General features: G+C 73.4%; 21 protein-coding genes. 10 read left to right on the forward strand and 11 right to left on the reverse strand.

What is annotated here, in order from left to right:
* Nucleotides 1-4 precede the first annotated feature (4 nt).
* Nucleotides 5-1,225, reverse strand: coding sequence for an NAD-dependent epimerase/dehydratase family protein (locus tag ACFYE1_RS13385; RefSeq protein WP_387743642.1), 1,221 nt, complete (start codon nucleotides 1,223-1,225; stop codon nucleotides 5-7).
* Nucleotides 1,226-1,296: 71 nt separating this feature from the next.
* Nucleotides 1,297-2,040 (reverse strand): methyltransferase domain-containing protein, encoded by a 744-nt coding sequence (locus tag ACFYE1_RS13390; RefSeq protein ID WP_387743645.1) that lies wholly within the window; start codon nucleotides 2,038-2,040, stop codon nucleotides 1,297-1,299.
* Between the two features lie 129 nt (nucleotides 2,041-2,169).
* Here ACFYE1_RS13390 and ACFYE1_RS13395 point away from each other — a divergent pair, with 129 nt between their 5' ends.
* From ACFYE1_RS13395 to ACFYE1_RS13405, 3 genes are all read left to right on the forward strand, one after another.
* Nucleotides 2,170-2,556 (forward strand): hypothetical protein, encoded by a 387-nt coding sequence (locus ACFYE1_RS13395; protein WP_387743648.1) that lies wholly within the window; start codon nucleotides 2,170-2,172, stop codon nucleotides 2,554-2,556.
* Nucleotides 2,557-2,599: 43 nt separating this feature from the next.
* Nucleotides 2,600-3,391 carry a nitroreductase family protein gene (locus tag ACFYE1_RS13400; protein WP_387743651.1) on the forward strand — a complete coding sequence of 264 codons (792 nt, stop codon included), beginning with the start codon at nucleotides 2,600-2,602 and terminating at the stop codon, nucleotides 3,389-3,391.
* 310 nt (nucleotides 3,392-3,701) lie between these two features.
* Nucleotides 3,702-4,235, forward strand: coding sequence for an Lrp/AsnC family transcriptional regulator (locus ACFYE1_RS13405; RefSeq protein ID WP_387743654.1), 534 nt, complete (start codon nucleotides 3,702-3,704; stop codon nucleotides 4,233-4,235).
* Here ACFYE1_RS13405 and ACFYE1_RS13410 read toward each other — a convergent pair.
* The 5 genes from ACFYE1_RS13410 to ACFYE1_RS13430 form a co-directional block, all read right to left on the reverse strand.
* Nucleotides 4,210-4,533, reverse strand: coding sequence for a hypothetical protein (locus ACFYE1_RS13410; RefSeq protein ID WP_387743657.1), 324 nt, complete (start codon nucleotides 4,531-4,533; stop codon nucleotides 4,210-4,212). The genes ACFYE1_RS13405 and ACFYE1_RS13410 overlap by 26 nt on opposite strands.
* 125 nt (nucleotides 4,534-4,658) lie before the next feature.
* Nucleotides 4,659-5,201: a hypothetical protein gene (locus tag ACFYE1_RS13415; RefSeq protein ID WP_387743660.1), complete on the reverse strand. Its 543-nt coding sequence runs from the start codon at nucleotides 5,199-5,201 to the stop codon at nucleotides 4,659-4,661.
* A gap of 168 nt (nucleotides 5,202-5,369) precedes the next feature.
* Nucleotides 5,370-6,074, reverse strand: a complete 705-nt coding sequence (locus ACFYE1_RS13420) for a response regulator (protein ID WP_387743663.1) — start codon at nucleotides 6,072-6,074, stop codon at nucleotides 5,370-5,372.
* Nucleotides 6,071-7,303 carry a sensor histidine kinase gene (locus ACFYE1_RS13425; RefSeq protein WP_387743666.1) on the reverse strand — a complete coding sequence of 411 codons (1,233 nt, stop codon included), beginning with the start codon at nucleotides 7,301-7,303 and terminating at the stop codon, nucleotides 6,071-6,073. Before ACFYE1_RS13425 ends, ACFYE1_RS13420 begins: the two co-directional genes overlap by 4 nt.
* A 10-nt stretch (nucleotides 7,304-7,313) precedes the next feature.
* Nucleotides 7,314-7,871 carry a hypothetical protein gene (locus ACFYE1_RS13430; protein ID WP_387743669.1) on the reverse strand — a complete coding sequence of 186 codons (558 nt, stop codon included), beginning with the start codon at nucleotides 7,869-7,871 and terminating at the stop codon, nucleotides 7,314-7,316.
* A 211-nt stretch (nucleotides 7,872-8,082) separates the two neighbouring features.
* Between ACFYE1_RS13430 and ACFYE1_RS13435 the strand changes: the two genes are divergently transcribed.
* Nucleotides 8,083-8,913 (forward strand): SRPBCC family protein, encoded by an 831-nt coding sequence (locus ACFYE1_RS13435; RefSeq protein ID WP_387743672.1) that lies wholly within the window; start codon nucleotides 8,083-8,085, stop codon nucleotides 8,911-8,913.
* 99 nt (nucleotides 8,914-9,012) lie between these two features.
* Here ACFYE1_RS13435 and ilvD read toward each other — a convergent pair whose 3' ends face one another.
* Nucleotides 9,013-10,704 carry a dihydroxy-acid dehydratase gene (ilvD, locus tag ACFYE1_RS13440; protein ID WP_387743675.1) on the reverse strand — a complete coding sequence of 564 codons (1,692 nt, stop codon included), beginning with the start codon at nucleotides 10,702-10,704 and terminating at the stop codon, nucleotides 9,013-9,015.
* Nucleotides 10,705-10,892: 188 nt separating this feature from the next.
* Between ilvD and ACFYE1_RS13445 the strand changes: the two genes are divergently transcribed.
* Nucleotides 10,893-11,795, forward strand: a complete 903-nt coding sequence (locus ACFYE1_RS13445; RefSeq protein ID WP_387743677.1) for an SDR family oxidoreductase — start codon at nucleotides 10,893-10,895, stop codon at nucleotides 11,793-11,795.
* A 34-nt stretch (nucleotides 11,796-11,829) separates the two neighbouring features.
* Nucleotides 11,830-12,252: a ChaB family protein gene (locus tag ACFYE1_RS13450; RefSeq protein ID WP_387743680.1), complete on the forward strand. Its 423-nt coding sequence runs from the start codon at nucleotides 11,830-11,832 to the stop codon at nucleotides 12,250-12,252.
* 11 nt (nucleotides 12,253-12,263) lie between these two features.
* On the opposite strand, the gene ACFYE1_RS13455 is transcribed toward ACFYE1_RS13450, so the two are convergent.
* Complete coding sequence (locus tag ACFYE1_RS13455) at nucleotides 12,264-13,553, reverse strand: FG-GAP repeat domain-containing protein (RefSeq protein WP_387743683.1); 1,290 nt, start codon at nucleotides 13,551-13,553, stop codon at nucleotides 12,264-12,266.
* 127 nt (nucleotides 13,554-13,680) lie between these two features.
* The gene (locus ACFYE1_RS13460; RefSeq protein WP_387743686.1) at nucleotides 13,681-14,433 is read right to left on the reverse strand and encodes a TSUP family transporter; all 753 of its coding nucleotides are present in this window, start codon (nucleotides 14,431-14,433) and stop codon (nucleotides 13,681-13,683) included.
* A 125-nt stretch (nucleotides 14,434-14,558) separates the two neighbouring features.
* On the opposite strand from ACFYE1_RS13460, the gene ACFYE1_RS13465 reads away from it, so the two are divergent.
* Nucleotides 14,559-14,681 carry a hypothetical protein gene (locus ACFYE1_RS13465; RefSeq protein ID WP_387743689.1) on the forward strand — a complete coding sequence of 41 codons (123 nt, stop codon included), beginning with the start codon at nucleotides 14,559-14,561 and terminating at the stop codon, nucleotides 14,679-14,681.
* A gap of 16 nt (nucleotides 14,682-14,697) precedes the next feature.
* Nucleotides 14,698-16,395: a RecQ family ATP-dependent DNA helicase gene (locus ACFYE1_RS13470; RefSeq protein WP_387743692.1), complete on the forward strand. Its 1,698-nt coding sequence runs from the start codon at nucleotides 14,698-14,700 to the stop codon at nucleotides 16,393-16,395.
* 22 nt (nucleotides 16,396-16,417) lie between these two features.
* On the opposite strand, the gene ACFYE1_RS13475 is transcribed toward ACFYE1_RS13470, so the two are convergent.
* A complete protein-coding gene (locus tag ACFYE1_RS13475; protein WP_387743695.1) occupies nucleotides 16,418-16,975 on the reverse strand; it encodes a dihydrofolate reductase family protein in 558 nt (185 codons plus the stop codon).
* A 218-nt stretch (nucleotides 16,976-17,193) separates the two neighbouring features.
* On the opposite strand from ACFYE1_RS13475, the gene ACFYE1_RS13480 reads away from it, so the two are divergent.
* On the forward strand, nucleotides 17,194-18,441 hold the full coding sequence (locus ACFYE1_RS13480) for an FAD-dependent oxidoreductase (protein WP_387743698.1): 1,248 nt from the start codon (nucleotides 17,194-17,196) through the stop codon (nucleotides 18,439-18,441).
* Nucleotides 18,438-19,034 (forward strand): uracil-DNA glycosylase, encoded by a 597-nt coding sequence (locus tag ACFYE1_RS13485; protein ID WP_387743701.1) that lies wholly within the window; start codon nucleotides 18,438-18,440, stop codon nucleotides 19,032-19,034. The genes ACFYE1_RS13480 and ACFYE1_RS13485 overlap by 4 nt, the downstream gene beginning before the upstream one ends.
* Nucleotide 19,035 lies beyond the last annotated feature (1 nt).

The following is a 19,035-nucleotide window of genomic DNA, read 5'->3' on the forward strand; positions in this document are numbered from 1 at the left end:
CGGCTCAGACGCCCACGCGCGCTGCCGCGGGGCGCGCCGGCCGCGCCGGGATCCCCGGGCGCCGGCGGGCGTTCCACACGGACAGTGCCGGGATGCGGGAGGGCTCCACGCGGTGGGCCCAGCGCACGGCCGTCTGCTCGACCTCGAGCAGCAGCCCCTCCGAGAGAGTGGTGGGCCGCAGGCCGAGATCCAGGAACGCGCCGTTGTCGACGTGCAGGTCGTTCTCCGCGGACTCCTGGCGGGGGTTGGGGACCGTCTCCACCTCCGCGCCGGTGAGCCCGGCCACGAGCTCCGCGAGGTCGCGGACCCGGTGGGTCTCCGTCATCTGGTTGAAGATCTTCACGCGGTCGCCGGCCGCCGGGGGGTGGAGCAGAGCCAGCTCCACGCACCGGACCGTGTCCTGGATGTGGATGAACGCGCGGGTCTGCCCGCCGGTGCCGTGCACGGTCAGCGGGTGGCCGACCGCCGCCTGGACGAGGAAGCGGTTGAGGACCGTGCCGTAGTCGCCGTCGTAGTCGAACCGGTTGACGAGCCGCTCGTCGAGCGCCGTCTCCGCGGTGCTGGTGCCCCAGACGATGCCCTGGTGCAGGTCGGTGATCCGCAGCCCGTCGTTCCGGGCGTAGAACGCGAACATGGTCTGGTCCAGGACCTTGGTCATGTGGTAGAGCGAGCCGGGGTGGGAGGGGTAGAGAATCTGCTGGGCCACGCCGCCGTGCGGTCCGGGGACCTCCACGTCCAGGTAGCCCTCGGGGATCCTCATCCCGGCGGTGCCGTACCCGTAGACCCCCATGGTGCCTAGGTGCACGAGGTGGACGTCCAGGCCGGACTCCACGACCGCGCACAGCACGTTGTGCGTGGCGTTGACGTTGTTGTCCACGGTGTAGCGCTTCGTGCGGGGCGTGCGCATGGAGTACGGCGCCGCCCGCTGCTCCGCGAAGTGCACCACGGCGTCCGGGCGCTCGATGACGAGCAGGTCGAGGAACGCCTCGTAGTCCTCGGCGAGGTCGATCTCGGCGACGCCGATCTGCCGGCCCGTCAGCTCCTGCCACGCCGCACGGCGCTCGTCGAGGCCGCGGATGGGGGTCAGCGACTCCGTCCCGAGCTGGACGTCGATGGCGCGGCGGGAGAGGTTGTCGACCACGACCACGTCGTGGCCGCGCGCGGACAGGTGCAGGGCGGCGGGCCAGCCGCAGAAGCCGTCGCCACCGAGGATCGCGATCTTCACTGGTTCTCCGTTCCCGGGCCGGCCGGTGCCGGCCCCGTCGTGTCGGTGCCAGTCTGCGGGGCACGCGTGAATCAGGGGTGAACGTCCAGGGTCATCTGCTGGTGGGCGAACGACCCGGGCGGCACCCGCCAGCCCGGCCCGACGAGCTCGAGCAGCTCGTGGGGCAGGTAGGCCCGGCGCAGTGACCGCAGCCCGTCGGTGCGCAGGAAAGAGCCCGGGGCCAGGGGCAGCACGCCCACCGAGTACAGCCGGTAGGCCGCCGGGCTGCGCACGAGGTCGTTGTGCACCACGAGCCGGCCGGCCAGCCGCTCCGAGTCCGCGGCGAGCTCCCGCAGGGGCCCGGGGTCCAGGTGGTGGAGCAGGTGGTTGGAGACCACGACGTCGAACGTCTCGCCGGCGGCGACCAGCTCCCGGCTGGTGACCCGCCGGAAGACCGGGGTCGCTGCCCGCGGGTGCCGTGCCGACCAGCGGGCGGTCCGTGCCGAGGCCCAGTCGTGGGCGCGGGCGTCCGGGTCGATGCCGGTGATCCGCAGGTCGACCCCGTCCCGCTGCGCCCACCGGGCCAGGGCGCGGGCCACGTCCCCGCCACCGGAGCCGACGTCCAGGAGGGTCAGCGGCCGGCCGGGCTCGGCGAGGGGCCGGATCCCGCGCCGGTAGGTCGCCGACCACCCGGCGACCAGGGAGTTGACCACGTCGAAGCGCGCGTACGTGCGCCGCAGCGCGGCGAGGTCGCAGCAGGGGTCGTCCATGAGCTCGCGCAGCTCGCCGTCCCGCCGGGAGAGATCGGGCCGGGCGTGCGACAGGACGGAGGGCATCTGCCCATTCTCCGCGCGCCGACACGATCCGCCAAGGAGCCCGGCGGGCCGGGAGCGGCGCGCGGGGCCGTCACTAGACTGGGGCTCCCGGCCGGTGCCGGGCAGGATCGGACGGCAGAAGGGGACCGCGTGAGACACACCGTGCGTGCCGTGGGCTCGGGGCCCGGCCCGTGGATCGGCCTCGCGAGTGCGTGCTGGGCCGCCAACGCCGCCCTGGGGGCGTCCGTGGGCGCCGGGCTCGTGCGCACGGGCCGGTTCCGCTGGATCCACCACGCCCTCTACATCACCACCACCACGACGACGGCGCTGGCCGCGGTCCTCTCCGCCGGCTCGTCCTCCGCCACCGGGCGCGCGGCGGGCCGGGCCCTGGCCCCGGCGCTGCTGCCCCTGGCCGCCCTGCCGCACGTCGGCACGCCCGCCCAGGGGCACCCGCGCCGCCACGCGCTCGCGGCACTGTCCGCTGCGCCGTTCTACGCCACCGCCCTGTTCCGAGCCCGCGCCGCCCGCGCGGGCTGATCCGCCGACCCGACCCGATCCGCCCGACCTGACCGGAGAGCACATGGAGTTCCTCGACGTCGTCTTCAGCCGCCGCACCACCAACGGGCCGTTCTTGCCGGACCGGGTGTCCCCGGAGCACCAGAAGCTGCTGCTGCGCACGGCCGCGGCCGCGCCCTCCCAGTTCAACAGTCAGCCCTGGCGCTTCGTGCTGATCGAGGACCGGGGGACCATCGACCGGATCGCCCGGATCAGCGCCGACTCCATGACGCAGGTGATGGCCGAGGGGACCTTCTTCGACCGGTACAAGCGCTATTTCCGGTTCAGCAGGCAGGAGATGGAGGAGCAGCGCTTCGGGATGCTGTTCGACAAGCTGCCCACCGTGCTGCGCCCCTTCACCAAGAAGGCGTTCACCCCGGGCGGGCAGGCGATGATGAACCGGCTGCGGGTGCCGCAGACCCTGGGCTCGGAGAACCACAAGCTCGTGGCCGGGGCGCCGCTGCTGCTCGGCGTGATGCTCGACCGCCGCGAGTACCGGCCCGGGGAGCTCTCCGGGTTCTACTCGCTGTTCTCCATGGGCGCGGCCATGGAGAACCTCTGGCTGACCACCGTGGAGCTCGGCATGGGCATCCAGTTCATCTCCTTCCCCATGGAGGCCCCCGCCCGGTGGGCCGAGATCGTGGACCTCCTGGACGTGCCCGAGGACCTCGAGCTCATGGCCGTCTACCGTCTGGGCTACGTCCCGGAGGAGCACCGCCGCCCGGCCATCGACTGGTCCAGCCGGGAGCGGCGCCGGATCTCCCAGTACGTCTTCAGGGAGTCCTGCGCCACGCCGCAGGAGGGCTGGGACGACTGAGACCTGTCCCTGGCGTCGCGCCCGGGCCGGGCGGCGCCGTCACGTGCCGGGGACAGCACCCGGCCCGCGGGAGCTCCGGGGAGCTCCCGCGGGCCGGAAGGGGGCCTGTGCCGCTGCGGGATGCCGAGCGGCGCGGGACGCGGGACGCTTCGTGGGCGACCGGCGGCGGCCGGGATGCGCCGAACCGGGTCAGGGGACGCACCGTATGACCACCAGTGGACACCCTGATCGGCAGGGTGCGCAAATGTCTACTCTGGAACTGGTCAGATTGATCAGATCGGGCCAGGGAAGGGAGGGTGCTGTGGTCAGCATGACGAACGTCGGGGCCGGCGCCGGTCCGCTGGACGAGACGGACCGGAAGATCCTGGCGGCGCTGGACGAGGACCCGCGGATGACCGTGCTGGCCCTGGCGCAGCGCACGGGCCTGGCGCGCGGGACGATCCACGCCCGGCTCGAGCGCTACCGCGCGAGCCCCGCGCTGCGCCCGCACAGCACCCGGGTGACGCCCGCGGCGCTCGGCTACGGCCTGGCCGCGAGCGTGGCCGTGGAGCTCGACCAGCACCAGCTCGACGAGGCGATCGCCGGCCTGCAGGCGATCCCCCAGGTCATCGAGGTGTTCGCCCCCGCCGGCCAGACGGACCTGCTGTGCCGGGTGGTGGCCAGGGACCCCGAGGACCTGTACCGGGTCTCCGAGGAGATCCGGCTGTGCCCCGGCATCCTGCGGACCTCCACGAGCATGTTCCTGCGCACGGTCATCCCGTACCGGATCGCACCGCTGCTCGCGGGGGACGAGACGCACGGGAGGGTCGGGGGCGGGGTCAGTTCCGGGCGGCCGCGGCCATGACCTCGGTCCGCAGCCGGTGCAGGTCCAGGGCATCGCCCTCGCGCAGGCCGTGGGTGCGGACCCACGCGCGGGCGCTGAGCATGATCTCGTCGTAGTGCTGGTGCGTCTCGCAGTGGGCGGCCCCGATCCGGGCCTGGGCGCGGTGCTCGCGGCTGTCCTCTGTGAAGGAGAAGACGGCCACCGGGCTGAGGGCGAGCCCCACCATGCCGTGGACGGCCGCGATGGTGCGCCCGTGGAACGTGTCGCCGGGGGCGAGGTCCCAGGCCCTAGTGGTGGGGTGCTGGTGGGTGAGGTCCATGATGGGCTCTTGTGGTGTCGGGAGGCCGTCCCCCGCGCGGAGCGCCGGGGACGGCCTCGGGGACGTCGGGAGGGGAGCGGTCCGGGGGGCGGCCGGTGTCCGGCCGACCCCCGGGCGCTGTCCGCTCAGTGGCCGAGACCGGCCCAGTGGCTGGTGTGCTGGTGCCAGGAGGACCAGGACTTGCCGTCGTAGTACTTGTACTTGACCACGTGGTAGACCTTCTTGGCGTCGTGGTGGCCCAGGTGCTTGTAGTGCTCGCCGCCCCAGTCGCCGCCCTTGAAGTGGTGCTGGTAGTGGTGGTCGCCCAGGTAGTGGCTGTCGCCGTGCTTGTCCACCGCGTAGTACTCCTGCTTGACGTGCACCTTGTATCCCTTGTGGCACTTCACGTGGAACGGGTACTTGACGACCTTCTTCCCGTGGTGCCACTTCCAGGAGGGCTTGTGGGCGTCGACCGAGCAGTGCTTCTGGTGCGGCTTCTGCGACGCCGTCTCGAGCACCGCGGACTGCGTCGTGGCGGCCGGCGCCGGGGCGGCCTGGGCCGGGGCGCCCAGCAGGGGAAGGGCGCCCGCGGCCAGGGTCAGGGAGGTCAGGGAGAGCACCGCCTTGCGGGCGTAGCGGCGGGCGCCGGTCGGCTGCGAGGCAGTGGACGAGGTGGTTTCGATGGACATTTCGGGTCTCCTGCGTCAGAACGGATGTCGTGGGCGCCGGTGGTTCCTTCCCGGGGTCCGGAGGGGAACTCCTCGAACCGACAGGACAAGGTTCGCAGTCGGGGGCACTGCCCGGCGTCCACCCGGGAGTTGAACTCCCGTGTACAACCGGGGTGGTACGCGCAGGGATCAGAAGCGGTCGGTGGGCTTGACGAGCCCGCTCTTGAACGCGGCCGTGACCGCCTGCGCGCGCTCGCTGACACCCAGCTTGAGGAAGATCCGGTGGACGTGGGTCTTCACCGTGGCCTCGCTGAGGAACAGGCGCCGGGCGATCTCCGCGTTGGTCAGGCCGTGGGCGACGGCGACCAGGACCTCGCGCTCCCGCCGGGTCAGCTGCTCCAGCTGCTCGGGCGGAGGAGCGGATGGATCGGGGTGCCGGCCGAACTCGGTCAGGAGCCGGCGGGTCACGTCCGGGTCCAGCCAGCCCCCGCCGCGGGCGAGGGAGCGGACGGCGTCCGCCAGGACCTTCGGCGCGGAGCTCTTGAGGATGAAGCCGGAGGCGCCCGCCCGCAGGGCGGCGTGGACGGCGGCGTCCTCGTTGAAGGTCGTCAGCATCAGGACGGTGACGACGTTCGGCACCCGGTCCAGGAACGTGTCGGACGTGAGCACGCGGGTGGCGGCCACTCCGTCCGTGCCGGGCATGCGCACGTCCATGACCACCACGTCCGGCTGCAGGCGCGCGGTCTCCTCGACGGCCGCCGCGCCGTCGGCCGCCTCCCCGACGACGACCAGGTCCGGCTCGGCCGTGAGGAGCATGGCCAGTCCGGAGCGCACCATCGCCTCGTCGTCCACCACGAGCACCCGGACGGGTGCGGGTTCCGTGTCCCGTGTCATCCGGTGCCCTCCCCGCGGCCGGTGGCCGCCGTGGTCGCTTCGGCGTCCTCCGCCGCGGTGTCGTCCGGGCCGGCCGGCTGGGCGGGCAGCCGTGCCGACACCAGGTATCCCCCGTGCCGGTCGGGTCCGGCCGTCGCCTCGCCCCCCACCGCCCGGGCCCGCTCTTCCATCCCCCGCACCCCGTGCCCGGTCGAGAGCCGGGTGGAGAGGCGGCCACGGGCCCCGGCACCGTCCGTGCGGACCGAGAGCTCGACGACCCGGGGGCCCCAGGAGAGCGCGACCCGGACCGGTCGGTCCGGGTCGGCGTGCTTGACGGCGTTGGTCAGGGCCTCCTGTGCGATGCGGTACGCGGCCTCGTCCACTGCCGGCTCCAGGAGGCCCGGATCGCCCGCCACGCAGAACTCCACGTCCCGGTCCGCTGCGCGCAGGTGCTCGAGCAGGCTGTCCAGGTGCTGCAGCCCCACGGGCGTCTGCGCGGCCTGCTCCTGTGCCGACGGCGCCGGGGAGAGCAGGCCCAGCATGCGCCGCAGCTCCGTGACAGCCTGCTCGCCGAGCTCGCCCACCTGACGCAGCGCCGCCCGGGCCCGCTCCGGGTCCCGGTCCATGACACGCTCGGCCCCCCCTGCCTGGAGCACCATGAGGCTCACCGCGTGGGCCACGACGTCGTGCAGCTCCCGGGCGATGCGCTGGCGCTCCTCGGTCTCGGCCCGGGCGGCCGCCAGACGGGCCACGAGCGCCCGTTGGGCCACGCTCCAGCGGACCCACCGGCCCACGCCGAAGACGACCACATGGGCCACGGTGAGGAACAGCGCGGCGACGACGAACGCGGCGAACCGCATCGACGGATCGGGAGTGTCCTGGACCGTGGCGTGCACGCTCGTGGCAACCGGCAGGAAGGCGAGCGTCAGGCCGAGGAGCCCTTTCCGGGCCGAGCAGTGCGCGGCCACCGCGAAGAGGGCCAACCAGACGCAGAAGATGGGGTGGAACCCGAATCCGAGCAGCGCGACACCCGCAGCGCCCAGTGCCACCAGGGTCGCCACCGCCAGGGGCCACCGCCGGCGCCAGAACAGGGGCAGGTACAGCAGCGCGGCCGAGAGCACGACGACCCAGGGGGTGACCACGTCCGGCTCCGCCGTGCGGTCCCACGTGATCTGGAGCTCGATCCCCCACAGCACCGGCACCGCGACGAGGTCCAGGGCCACGCGCGAGGGGTACCTCCGGTATCTCATCGGCCCCCGCTCAGCTACACACGGACCTGCCGAAGACAGTGCAGATCCACATCCGCTCGACGGGAGGAGCGGGCAGGCGGCAGTCCTCGACGATCGAGTGGCGCCGGATCTCCTCCCACGCCACCACGGGCCGCAGGGCGTCCTCGGTGGAGTCCAGGGCCTCCTCGGCGGGGGAGGGCCCCAGCACCGTGTCCACCGCCGAGCACAGTTCGGCGCCCGTGGCGAGCCGGCGATCGGAGCCCGCGCCGTCCGGGGGGCACTGCGCCGGGCACCCGGACGGGCGGTCGAGCCGGATGCCCGTCATCTCGGACGACGGGTCGTGCAGGACGCCGTGCAACTGGATCCGGGAGATCCGGATCCGCTCGACCTCGTCCGTCCGTCCCGAGGCGACCCGGGCGATCAGCACCTCGGGGTCGACGTCCCGCCCCAGCCAGTCCGGTGGGCCGTGCACCAGCACGTAGTCGCTGTCCACCAGACGCCCCCACGCGAGGTGCCCCTCGATGGCATCAGGTGCCCGCGCGTCCTGGACGGAGACCAGTGTCCGGAATTCTGTCTCGAGTTTCGCCATGTCGAGCCCCCCGCAGGTTGTCCGGCAATTCTCCCTGTCCGCCCACGTCAAGTCCATAGTCGGCCATCGCTCACGGCGGCCGGTGCCTCCCGGGACCCGTCCGGGCCGGGAAGCTCTGGCCACACGGCACTCCGAGCGGTACCGTAAGCACACTGGCGAACAGGCGATTTTTCGTCACAACTGATCATCGAGACGGATCGAAGGAGATGCCATGAGCACCAAGGTCGAGAAGACAGTCGTGGTCGACGTGCCGCTGAGCACCGTGTACAACCAGTGGACCCAGTTCGAGGACTTCCCCCACTTCATGAACGGCGTGAAGAGCGTGACCCAGCTCGGTGACGACCGCCTCGAGTGGGTCGCCGAGCTCGCCGGCGTCCGCCGGCAGTGGGAGGCGAGGATCGTGGAGCAGGTCCCCGACAGCCGGGTCTCCTGGGCCGCCACCGAGGGTGCCACCAACGCCGGCACCGTGATGTTCCACGACGCCGGCAACGGCCGGACCGAGGTGCACCTGGTCCTCGAGTACGAGCCCGAGGGCCTCGTGGAGAAGGTCGGCGACAAGCTCAACGTGGTCGAGAACCAGGCCGAGGGAGACCTCGAGCGGTTCAAGAAGTTCATCGAGGCCGAGGGGTACGCGACCGGCGCCTGGCGGGGCTCCGTCAACGAGGGCGCCCCTGCCGGCACGCCCGGTGTGGAGCAGGCCGCGGCCTCCCGCGGTGACGACGGCAAGGCCGGGGTGTCGGGCAAGGCGGTCGCCGCGGGCGTCGCCGCGGCCGGGGTGGCCGCCGCCGGGGTGGCCGCCGCGGCGAAGAAGAACGACTCGGGTCCGGACACGGAGCCGGTCACCTTCGAGTCGACCGCACCGTCCGCCGCGCCGGCCGCGCCCGCGTCACCGGGGGTGCCCGGGGAGGAGACCGTGACCGGGGAGGTCCCACCGATCCCCACCGTGGACGAGGCGCTCGCCGACGACACCGTCGACGCGGACCTGGACGCGGACCCCACGACCCGGCGCATCGACGACCGCCCCGCGGGCGGCCCGCTCTGAGCCGACCCGGTCCACGCACCGGGCCCCGACCGCACGCGGTCGGGGCCCGGTGCGTCAGCGGGAGACCCGGCGCTCCCGAGGAGCGGCGGAGGCGTCCGGTCAGCCGGTGACGGCGCCCAGCGACGCCGAGCGCACCAGCTTGACGTACTTGCCCAGCACGCCTCCTGCGTACTGCGGGGGCAGGGGTGCCCAGCCGCTGCGGCGCTGCGCCAGCTCCTCGGCGTCCACCAGCAGGTCCAGGGACCGGGCCGCCAGGTCCACCCGGATCCGGTCGCCGTCGCGCAGGAACGCGACGGGTCCGGCGTCGACGGCCTCCGGCGCGATGTGGCCGATGCACAGGCCCGTGGTGCCGCCCGAGAACCGCCCGTCCGTGAGCAGCAGCACGTCCTTGCCCAGCCCCGCGCCCTTGATCGCCCCCGTGATGGCCAGCATCTCGCGCATGCCGGGACCGCCCTTGGGGCCCTCGTAGCGGATGACGAGCACGTCCCCGGCCGTGATCTCGCCGGCCTCGAGGGCGTCCATCGCGGCCTGCTCGCGCTCGAACACGCGGGCCGGGCCCTCGAACACCTCCGCGTCGAAGCCCGCGGACTTCACCACCGCCCCCTCCGGGGCCAGCGAGCCGTGCAGGACCGTGATGCCGCCCGTGCGGTGGATCGGGTTGTCGAGGGTGCGGATCACCTGTCCGTCGATGGGGTCCGGGTCCAGGACGGCGAGGTTCTCGGCCAGCGTCCGGCCGGTCACGGTGAGCACGTCCCCGTGCAGCAGCCCGGCGTCGAGCAGGGCCTTCATGACCACGGGGATGCCGCCGTGCCGGTCGACGTCGTTCATAACGTACCGGCCGAACGGCTTCAGGTCCGCCAGGTGGGGCACGCGGTCCCCGATCCGGTTGAAGTCCTCGAGGCCCAGCTCCACCTCCGCCTCGTGGGCGATGGCGAGCAGGTGCAGGACGGCGTTCGTGGACCCGCCGAGGGCCATGAGCACCGTGATGGCGTTCTCGAAGGCCTGCCGCGTCATGATGTCCCGCGCGGTGATGCCCTGCCGCAGCATCTCGACGACGGCCTCCCCGGAGCGGTGGGCGAACTGGTCCCGCCGCCGGTCCGCCGAGGGCGGGGCCGCGGAGCCGGGCAGGCTCATGCCCAGGGCCTCCGCGATCGACGCCATGGTGTTCGCCGTGTACATCCCGCCGCAGGCGCCCTCGCCCGGGCAGATGGCCCGCTCGATCCGGTCGAGGTCCGCCTTCCCCATGAGCCCGGCCTTGCATGCACCGACCGCCTCGAACCCGTCGATGAGCGTGACCTCCCTCTCCGTCCCGTCGCTGAGCTTGACCCAGCCCGGGGCGATGCTCCCCGCGTAGAGGAACACGGACGCCAGGTCCAGGCGGGCGGCGGCCATGAGCATGCCTGGCAGGGACTTGTCGCACCCGGCCAGCAGCACGGACCCGTCGAGCCTCTCGGCCTGCATGACGGTCTCCACGGAGTCGGCGATCACCTCGCGCGAGACCAGCGAGAAGTGCATGCCCATGTGACCCATGGAGATCCCGTCCGAGACGGAGATCGTGCCGAACTGCAGGGGGTAACCACCTCCGGAGTGCACCCCTTCCCGGCAGCCCTCGGCCAGCCGGTCCAGGGACAGGTTGCACGGGGTGATGTCGTTCCAGGAGCTGGCGATACCGACCTGGGGCTTCTCCCAGTCGTCGTCGCCCATGCCCACGGCGCGGAGCATGCCCCGGCTGGCGGTCGCGTCGATGCCGTCGGTGACCTGGCGGCTTCGGGGTTTCATGTCGGGGCTCATGCGGTCTCTCCCGGGTGGTCGGTGCGCGGTCGGGTGCGTGCCGCGAACCTATCAACGGAACTCGAGGAGCGTCGAGGGATGTCCACGGCCGGCGCGGAAGTTTGTGCCCGCAGGGGAAGACAAGGCGTGCCCCGCCCTCCTAGGGTGGGAGCAACAAAAGATAAGCAACCTGATTGAAGGAGCCCGACATGCCGGAGTCACCCGTCTCCCAGCACGCCCGCGCGATGGCCGACGACGAGGGCGGGATGCGCGAGCAGCAGCAGACGCCCCCGGGACTGACGGCCGCCATGGACCCCGTGCCCGACCACGGAGAGGCGTCCTGGGCGGGCCGGGGCCGGCTGGAGGGGCTCAAGGCCCTGATCACCGGCGGGGACTCCGGGATCGGCCGGGCCGTGGCGATCGCGTTCGCCCGGGAGGGCGCCGACGTGGCGATCAACTACCTGCCCGAGGAGCAGGAGGACGCCCAGGACGTGGCGGGGTGGATCGAGAAGGCCGGCCGCACGGCCGTCCTGGTGCCCGGGGATGTTCGCGAGGAGCAGACCTGCCAGGACATCGTGGACCGGGCGGTCGAGGGGCTCGGCGGGCTCAACGTGGTCGTGAACAACGCGGGCTTCCACTGGGCCCGCGGGGAGGCAGGGCTCAAGGGGCTCGCCACGGAGGACCTCGAGCGCGCCGTGCGCACCAACCTCTACGGCACCCTCTGGGTCAGCCGCGCGGCGCTGCCGCACCTCGGCCGCGGGGACAGCATCATCAGCACCACGTCCGTGCAGGCCTACGACCCCTCGGTGTCGATGGTCGACTACGCGGCCACGAAGGCCGCTCTGAACAACGTCACCGCCAACCTCGCCGCCGAGCTCGGCCCCGAGGGCGTCCGGGTCAACGCCGTGGCCCCCGGACCGGTGTGGACCCCGCTGGGGCCGGCCACCAAGGAGCCCGGCGCGGTGGCGAACATGGGCAAGGAGACGCCCCTGGGCCGGATCGCCCAGCCCGCGGAGCTGGCGGGCGCCTACGTCTTCCTGGCCTGCCCGGCCGAGGCCAGCTACGTCAGCGGCATCGTCCTCGGCGTCACCGGCGGCATGCCCGTCTTCTGACCGGCCCCCCACCCCCCCACGGAAGGAGCACCTCGTGCCCAAGACCGGCAAGGACGACCACGCCAAGAAGAGCGAGCTGCCCTCCACCCTGCAGCGCTCGGGGCGGAAGGCGCAGGACACGTTCGCCAAGACCTACGATTCCGCCCTCGAGGAGTACGGCGACGAGGAGCGCGCGGCGCGCACGGCCTACAGCGCGCTCAAGCACACGCACGAGAAGGTCGGCGACCACTGGGAGGGCAAGGAGGAGTACGGGCCCTCCGACGAGCACGCCGCGGGCGGCCGCGACTCCCGCGCGGAGACCGTCGGCGGGGTCGACGCGAACGCCTCGAAGCAGCACCTCTACGAGGTGGCGAAGCGGCTCGGCGTCGAGGGCCGCTCCTACATGACCAAGAAGGAGCTGGTCGACGCGATCCGGAAGGCCAACGACGCCGCGACGCGCCGGGCGCGGGGAGACTGACCCCGGTTCCCTCAGCCGCCGGTCGCCGGGTCCTTCTCGAAGATGTCGGGCGGGACCGCGTGGATCAGCAGCGTCGCGACCAGGGTCTGTCGCTCGCCGAAGCCGACGACGTCGGGGATGCCGTCACCGCTGACGTCCGCCAGCGCCCGCGGATGCCGGTCGACCCGCCAGCCCTGGAGGTGCCCGAACTCCTCGAACCCCAGCCAGGGCCGGGACATCGACTCCCCGGTCCCCGAGAAGGAGAAGTACGTACCCCGGTCGCCGAGACCGACCACGTCGGCGCCCTGCCCCGAGGTGGCCGGCTCGACGAAGCGCGGGTGCCGGTCGACCCGCCAGCCCTGGTCGTGGCCGAAGTCGCGGACCTTCAGGGCGGCGGCGCTGAAGGTCCCGTCGGGGCGGGCGTAGGAGACGTAGGTGCCGGCGTCGCCGAAGCCGACGACGTCGGCACGTCCGTCGCCGTCCACGTCGGCCAGTTCCCGCGGGTGCCGGTCGACGCGCCAGCCCTGGTCGCGGCCGAAGTCGCGGACCTTCAGGGCGGCGGCGCTGAAGGTGCCGTCGGGGCGGGCGTAGGAGACGTAGGTGCCGGCGTCGCCGAAGCCGACGACGTCGGCGCGTCCGTCGCCGTCGACGTCGGCCAGCTGCCGTGGGTGCCGGTCGATCCGCCAGCCCTGGTCGTGGCCGAAGTTGCCCACACCGAGCACCGCGGGCCTGAACTCCGCGAGGAAGTCGTCCTCCTGGCTCGCGACGGAGATATAGGTCCCGGCGTCGCCGAAGCCGACGACGTCGGCCCGTCCGTCGCCGTTGACATCCGCCAGCTGCCGCGGGTGCCGGTCGACCCGCCAGCCCTGGTCGACGCCGTAGTCCGCCAGGTCGGGGTCGGAGTAGGTGGGCGTGGTGATGATCCCGTTGGGCACCGAGTAGGACAGGTACAGGCCGTCCTCGCCGAAGCCGGCGACGTCGGCCCGTCCGTCGGCGTTGAGGTCCCCCAGCGCGCGTTCGTGCCGGTCGACCCGCCAGCCCTGGTCCCGGCCGAAGGAGCTCGCCTTCAGTGTGGCGGGGGAGAAGGTGCCGTCGTCGAGGCCGTACCCGACGAGGACACCGGCGTCACCGAAGCCCACGGCGTCGGCGCGCCCGTCGCCGTTGACGTCGGCCAGCTCCCGCGGGTGCTGTCCGACCCGCCAGCCCTGGGCGTAGCTGAAGTTCCCCGGCTCCGCCGCCGCGGAGGAAGGGGCGGCCGCCGCGACGAGCAGCACGGCGGTGGCCAGTCCCACCGGCAGGCGGAGATGCCGCTGACGATCCATGATGGCCCCCTGAGTCGGTGTGCTCAGCCTAGTTCCGGAGGACCTCCCGGGATCCGCCGTGCAACGCTTCGTTGCCGAAGTGCGACGTGCGACGTGCGGCGATGTCGTCGACGGTCGTCTCCGTCGCTCAGAGGACGCCCAGGAGTCCGCGCACCAGCGTGATCGCCCCGCCCAGTCCCGCCAGGACGAGCGCGATCGTGCGCGCGGCGCTCAGGGGCACGCGGCGGGCCACGACGCCGCCGATCCGCACGCCCAGCACCACCGTGAGCACTACGCCGGGGGCCACCCACCACGGCGGCATGCCGCCCGTCCCCGCCGCCCCGAGCAGGGTCTTGGTGAGCACCGACAGGGCGCCCATCGTCATGAACACCGGTTGCAGGGTCGCGGCGAAGGAGCGCTGCTCCCACCGGGCCAGCCGGGAGTGGATCACCATGACCGGGCCGGCCACCCCCGCCGTGGTGTTGAAGAACCCCCCGATCGCCCCGGCGAGAACCGTGGGCAGCCGCCCCGGCCAATGGGGCAGACGGGGGAGCCCGAACATGGTGGTCAGGGCCAGCAGCACCACGCCGCCCACCACCACCTGAAGCCAGGCGGCGGGCAGCTCGCGCACCACGAGCGCCGCCGGCACGGCGCCCACCGCGGCGGCCGGGGCGATGAGGGCGTAGCGCCGCCAGTCCACGTGGCGCCACACCGAGAGCATGATGAGGAACCCGGAGACGGTCGTCGTCGCGTTGGTCACGAGCACGCCCGTGGCGGGGCCCAGCAGCAGCGCGAGGGTCGGGGCCACGACGAGGCCGACCCCGGTGCCCGAGACGCGCTGCAGGACCGAGCCCACGAGGATCGCGAGGGCGGCGATGACGATGATCTCCACGGGTCCCATTCTGCGCCCCCGTCCGCCCGGTCCCGGTCCGCACACGGACCCGCCGTGGTGATTCCGAGAGTCGATCAGTACCCTTGGGATCGGGAGCGGTCCCCTGCGGGACCACATCGGACGGGAGGAGTGCCGTGAGCATCAGCCGAGCCCCGGTCATCAACGGCGAGTTCGGCGGCCGGGCCGGCGTCGAGTCGTTCAGCGGGCGGCGGTGGGTCACCGTCCAGGAGGAGAGCCGCGCCCGGTTCCCGTTCTGATCCGGTGGTCGCCCGAATGAGCACGGATCAGCGCACCGCGGAGATCTCCGCGCGGATCTCCGCGGAACGGATCCGGGATGTCGCCGTGACCCGCTTCGGCATCGAGGAGTTCCGCGAGGGGCAGCTCGAGGCGATGGCGGCGGCGGCCGACGGCCGCGACGTCCTGGCGGTGATGCCCACCGGCCACGGCAAGTCCGCCATCTACCAGGTCCTGGGCGCTGCCCTGCCCGGGACCGCCGTGGTCGTGTCCCCGCTGATCGCCCTACAGCACGACCAGGTCCAGGCGATCAACGAGGACCTCGGGGCGGAGGTCGCCTTCGCGGTGAACTCCACGGTGGGGGCGCGCCGTGAGCGTGCCGCCTGGGAGGCCGTGGAGCGCGGGGACGCGAAGTACCTCTTCCTGGCCCCCGAGCAGCTGGCCCGTGAGGAGACGACCCAGCGGCTCGCCGCGCATCCGCCGTCCCTGTTCGTGGTGGACGAGGCGCACTGCATCTCCTCGTGGGGCCACGACTTCCGCCCCGACTACCTCGGGCTCAACGAGGCGGTCGAACGGCTGGGGCGCCCGGCCGTCGTCGCCCTGACCGCCACCGCGTCCCCGCACACCCGGGCCGAGATCGTCGACCGGCTGGGGCTGCGCGACCCCCTGGTCCTGGTGCACAGCTTCGACCGGCCCGACATCGAGCTGCGGGTGGTGCGCCACCACCGGGCCTCCGACAAGCGCCGGGCGGTGCTCGACGAGGTCTCCGGGCTCGGGGGCCCGGGGCTGGTCTACGTCGCGACCCGCAAGGAGACGGAGGACTGCGCCGCCGAGCTGGTCCGGCGCGGCGTGCGCGCCGAGGCCTACCACGCGGGGCGCAGGCGGTCCGATCGGAACGAGGTGCACGCCCGGTTCCTCGGCAACGAGCTGGACGTGGTGGTGGCCACCACCGCCTTCGGGATGGGCATCGACAAGCCGGACGTGCGCTTCGTGGTGCACGCGGACATCCCCGACTCCCTGGACAGCTACTACCAGGGGATCGGCCGGGCCGGCCGGGACGGGAGACCGGCCCTCGCCGTGCTGCACTACCGCTCCGAGGACCTGGGACTCCAGCAGTACTTCGCCGGCGCGGCCCCCGAGCAGGAGGACCTCGAGGAGGTCTTCCGCGGGGTCCGCCGGCACGGGCCGGTCCGGGCCCGGGAGCTGCGCGAGCACACCGGGCTGGGCCCCCGCGCCCAGGCCCGGGCCCTGCACCTCCTCGAGCACAGCGGCGGCGTGCTCGCACGGCGCGAGGGCTACCGTGCCGTGGACGGGGCCACGCCCCAGGCCGCCGTCGCCGCCGCGCTCGCGGAGGCTGAGGCCGAGCAGCGGATCGACCGGTCGCGGATCGACATGATGCGCGGCTACGCCGAGACGGACGGGTGCCGGCGGGACTGGCTGCTCCACTACTTCGGCGAGGAGACCGACGGCTGGTGCGGCCACTGCGACGTCTGCGCCGAGACGGGCTCCGCCGCCGAGGCCGCGGAGCGGGCAGCCGCCACCCCGCACGGCTGGGAGATCCAGACCCCGGTCATCCACCGCGAGTGGGGCCACGGGATCGTGATGGGCGCGGAGCCGGACCGGGTCACCGTCCTGTTCGACTCGGTCGGCTACAAGGAGCTCTCCCTGCGCCTGATCGAGGAGCACAAAAGCCTGCTGGAGCGCGGCACGGAGGAGCCGCGCGACGAGGGTGCCTGACCTCCTGGGAACCGGCCGGCGGTCAGCGGACGACGTCGTAGACGCACTTGAGGACGCCGTTGGCGTAAGCCTCGTGCTCCACCAGCTCCAGGGTGCGGAACGTGTCGGTGCTGTCGTCGAAGAGACGGCGGCCTGCGCCGAGCAGCACGGGGAACACCAGCAGGTGGTACCGGTCCACGAGGGCCGCGGCGGCGAGGCCCTTGGCCAGGGTGGCGCTGCCGTGCACGAGGACGGTGCCGTCGACCGTGGCCTTCAGCTCCGCGACCTCGTCCAGGGAGCGCAGCACGGAGGTGTTGTGCCACTGCGGGTCCTCCAGGGTGGAGGAGACCACGTACTTGGGCATGGCGTTGTACTCCGCGAACTCCTCCATCGACGGCCAGACGGGGGCGAACTCGTCGTAGCTGACCCGGCCCATCAGCATCGCCGCCGCCTCCTTCTGCTCCCGGTCCTTGAGCTCGTAGGCGGCCTCCTCGTAGGCGACGTGCTGGAAGGTCCAGCCGGCGTGCGGGTGCGGGCCGCCGCCGGGGGAGTCGACGACGCCGTCGAGGGTGATGAACTCGGTGACGATCAGTGTGCCCACGGGGATCTCCTGTCGGTGGGGTCGGCGCTCGTCCGTGCGGTTCCTACTCTGGCGTAAGTGCGAGCCGGCGGGAAGGGTGCCCGGCCACGGTCCGGACCTCGCGCGGCCGGTGGGCGGTGGAGCGCGGGCCGACCGGCCGTGCCGGCCCCTTGCGCGGCCGGGGCCCCGGTGGGACCCTCGGCAGGGACGGCGGTTCGGCGAGGGTCCGGGAGGCACCCGTGGCGACGGAGCAGACGACCGAGCAGGTGCGGACCACGTGCTGCGTGGTGGGCGGAGGACCCGCAGGGCTGATGGCCGGGGTGCTGCTCGCGAAGCAGGGCGTGGACGTGGTCGTGCTGGAGAAGCACGCGGACTTCCTGCGCGACTTCCGGGGCGACACCCTGCACCCCTCCACCCTGGAGCTGATGGCCGAGCTCGGCTGGCTCGAGGACGTCCTGGCGCTGCCGCACACCCGCGTGGAGCGCGCCACGGTCTCCCTCGGCGGGGAGACGGTCGTGGTCGGGCGGTTCGACCGCCTGCCCGTGCGCTGCCCGTTCATCGCGTTCCTGCCGCAGTGGGACTTCCTGGACCTGCTCGCCGAGAAGGGCGAGGCGCTGCCCGGCTTCCGGCTGCTGCGCTCCACGGCCGCCGACGGCCTGCTCGTCGAGGACGGCCGGTGCACCGGGGTCTCGGCGCACGACGACGACGGGGCGGCGGTGCGGATCCGGGCAGAGCTGGTGCTCGCCGCCGACGGCCGCGACTCCGTGCTGCGCGCCGCGGCCGGGCTGGCCCCGACGGCCTCACCGTCCCGGATGGACGTGCTGTGGTTCCGCGTGCCCCGCCGCGAGGGCCAGGAGCAGCCGCTGTTCAACGCCGGCGACGGCGCGGTGGTCGCCCTCCCGCGCACCGGCTACTGGCAGGCCGCCCTCATCGTGCGGGCCGGTGAGCACGACGCCCTGCACGCCCAGGGGCTGGAGGCCTTCCGGGACCGGGTGCGCGCGCTCGCCCCGGGGCTGGGGGAGGGGCTCGCGGCGATCGAGGACTGGGACCAGGTGAAGCTGCTGCGCGTGCGCGTGGACCGCCTCCGCCGCTGGTGGCGACCCGGAGTGCTGTTCCTCGGGGACGCCGCGCACGCGATGTCCCCGGCCGGCGGCGTGGGCATCAACCTCGCGATCCAGGACGCGGTCGCGGCGGCGAATATCCTCGGGCCGCGGCTGCTGCGCGGCGGGGTGCGGGCGCGGGACCTCGCGCGGGTGCAGCGCCGGCGGGCGTGGCCGGCGCGCGCCACCCAGCTGTTCCAGCTCGTGCTGGCCCGCCGGCTGGTGCCGTCCCGGCCCGGAGACCGGTCGAGGCCCCCGGTGCCGCTGGGGGTGGTGCGGGCGCTGCCGTTCCTGCCCCACCTCACCGGGCGGGCCATCGGCATCGGCCTGCGGCCCGAACACGTCCCCGCCGCGCTGCGCGCGACGGACGGCGCGGCACGCGGATGACCTCCGTCGCGCACAAGCGCGCCCGGGTGGACGAGCCCCACGTGGCCCCGCTCAACGCACTGGTCCGGGACTGGCGCGAGGGCGGCCGGTCCGTGCCGTGGGTCGATCCCGACGGCGGGGGCGCCGCGGCCCGGGCGCTCGTGCTCATGGAGGCGCCCGGACCGGCCACCGTGGCGGCCGGGGACCTGGGCTTCAGCTCCGAGGACAACCCTGATCCCACCGCCCGGGTCTTCAAGGCGCTGCGGGAGGAGTCCGGGCTGGCCCGCGGCGAGTACCTGCGCTGGAACGTGGTGCCCTGGGCGCTGCGGGACGCGGACGGGCGGCACCGACCACCCCGGGTGGAGGACCTGGCCGAGGCGGAACGGGCCCTGCGGGACCTGGTCGGGGCGTTGCCGGAGCTGCGCGTCGTCGTGACCTTCGGGGCCCCGGCGCTCACCGGGGTGATGCGGCTGCTCACCGTGGAGGAGCCCCCGCGGCTGCTGCCCGTGCTCGGCGTGCCGCACCCGTCGCTGCGCAACGGCCACCGCCGGGCCGAGACCCGGCAGCGGATCCTCGTCGCACTGCGCACGGCCGCCGCGGCGGTGCGAGCCTGAA

It is taken from the genome of Kocuria nitroreducens (genome assembly GCF_042879195.1).
Lineage (GTDB): Bacteria > Actinomycetota > Actinomycetes > Actinomycetales > Micrococcaceae > Kocuria > Kocuria nitroreducens.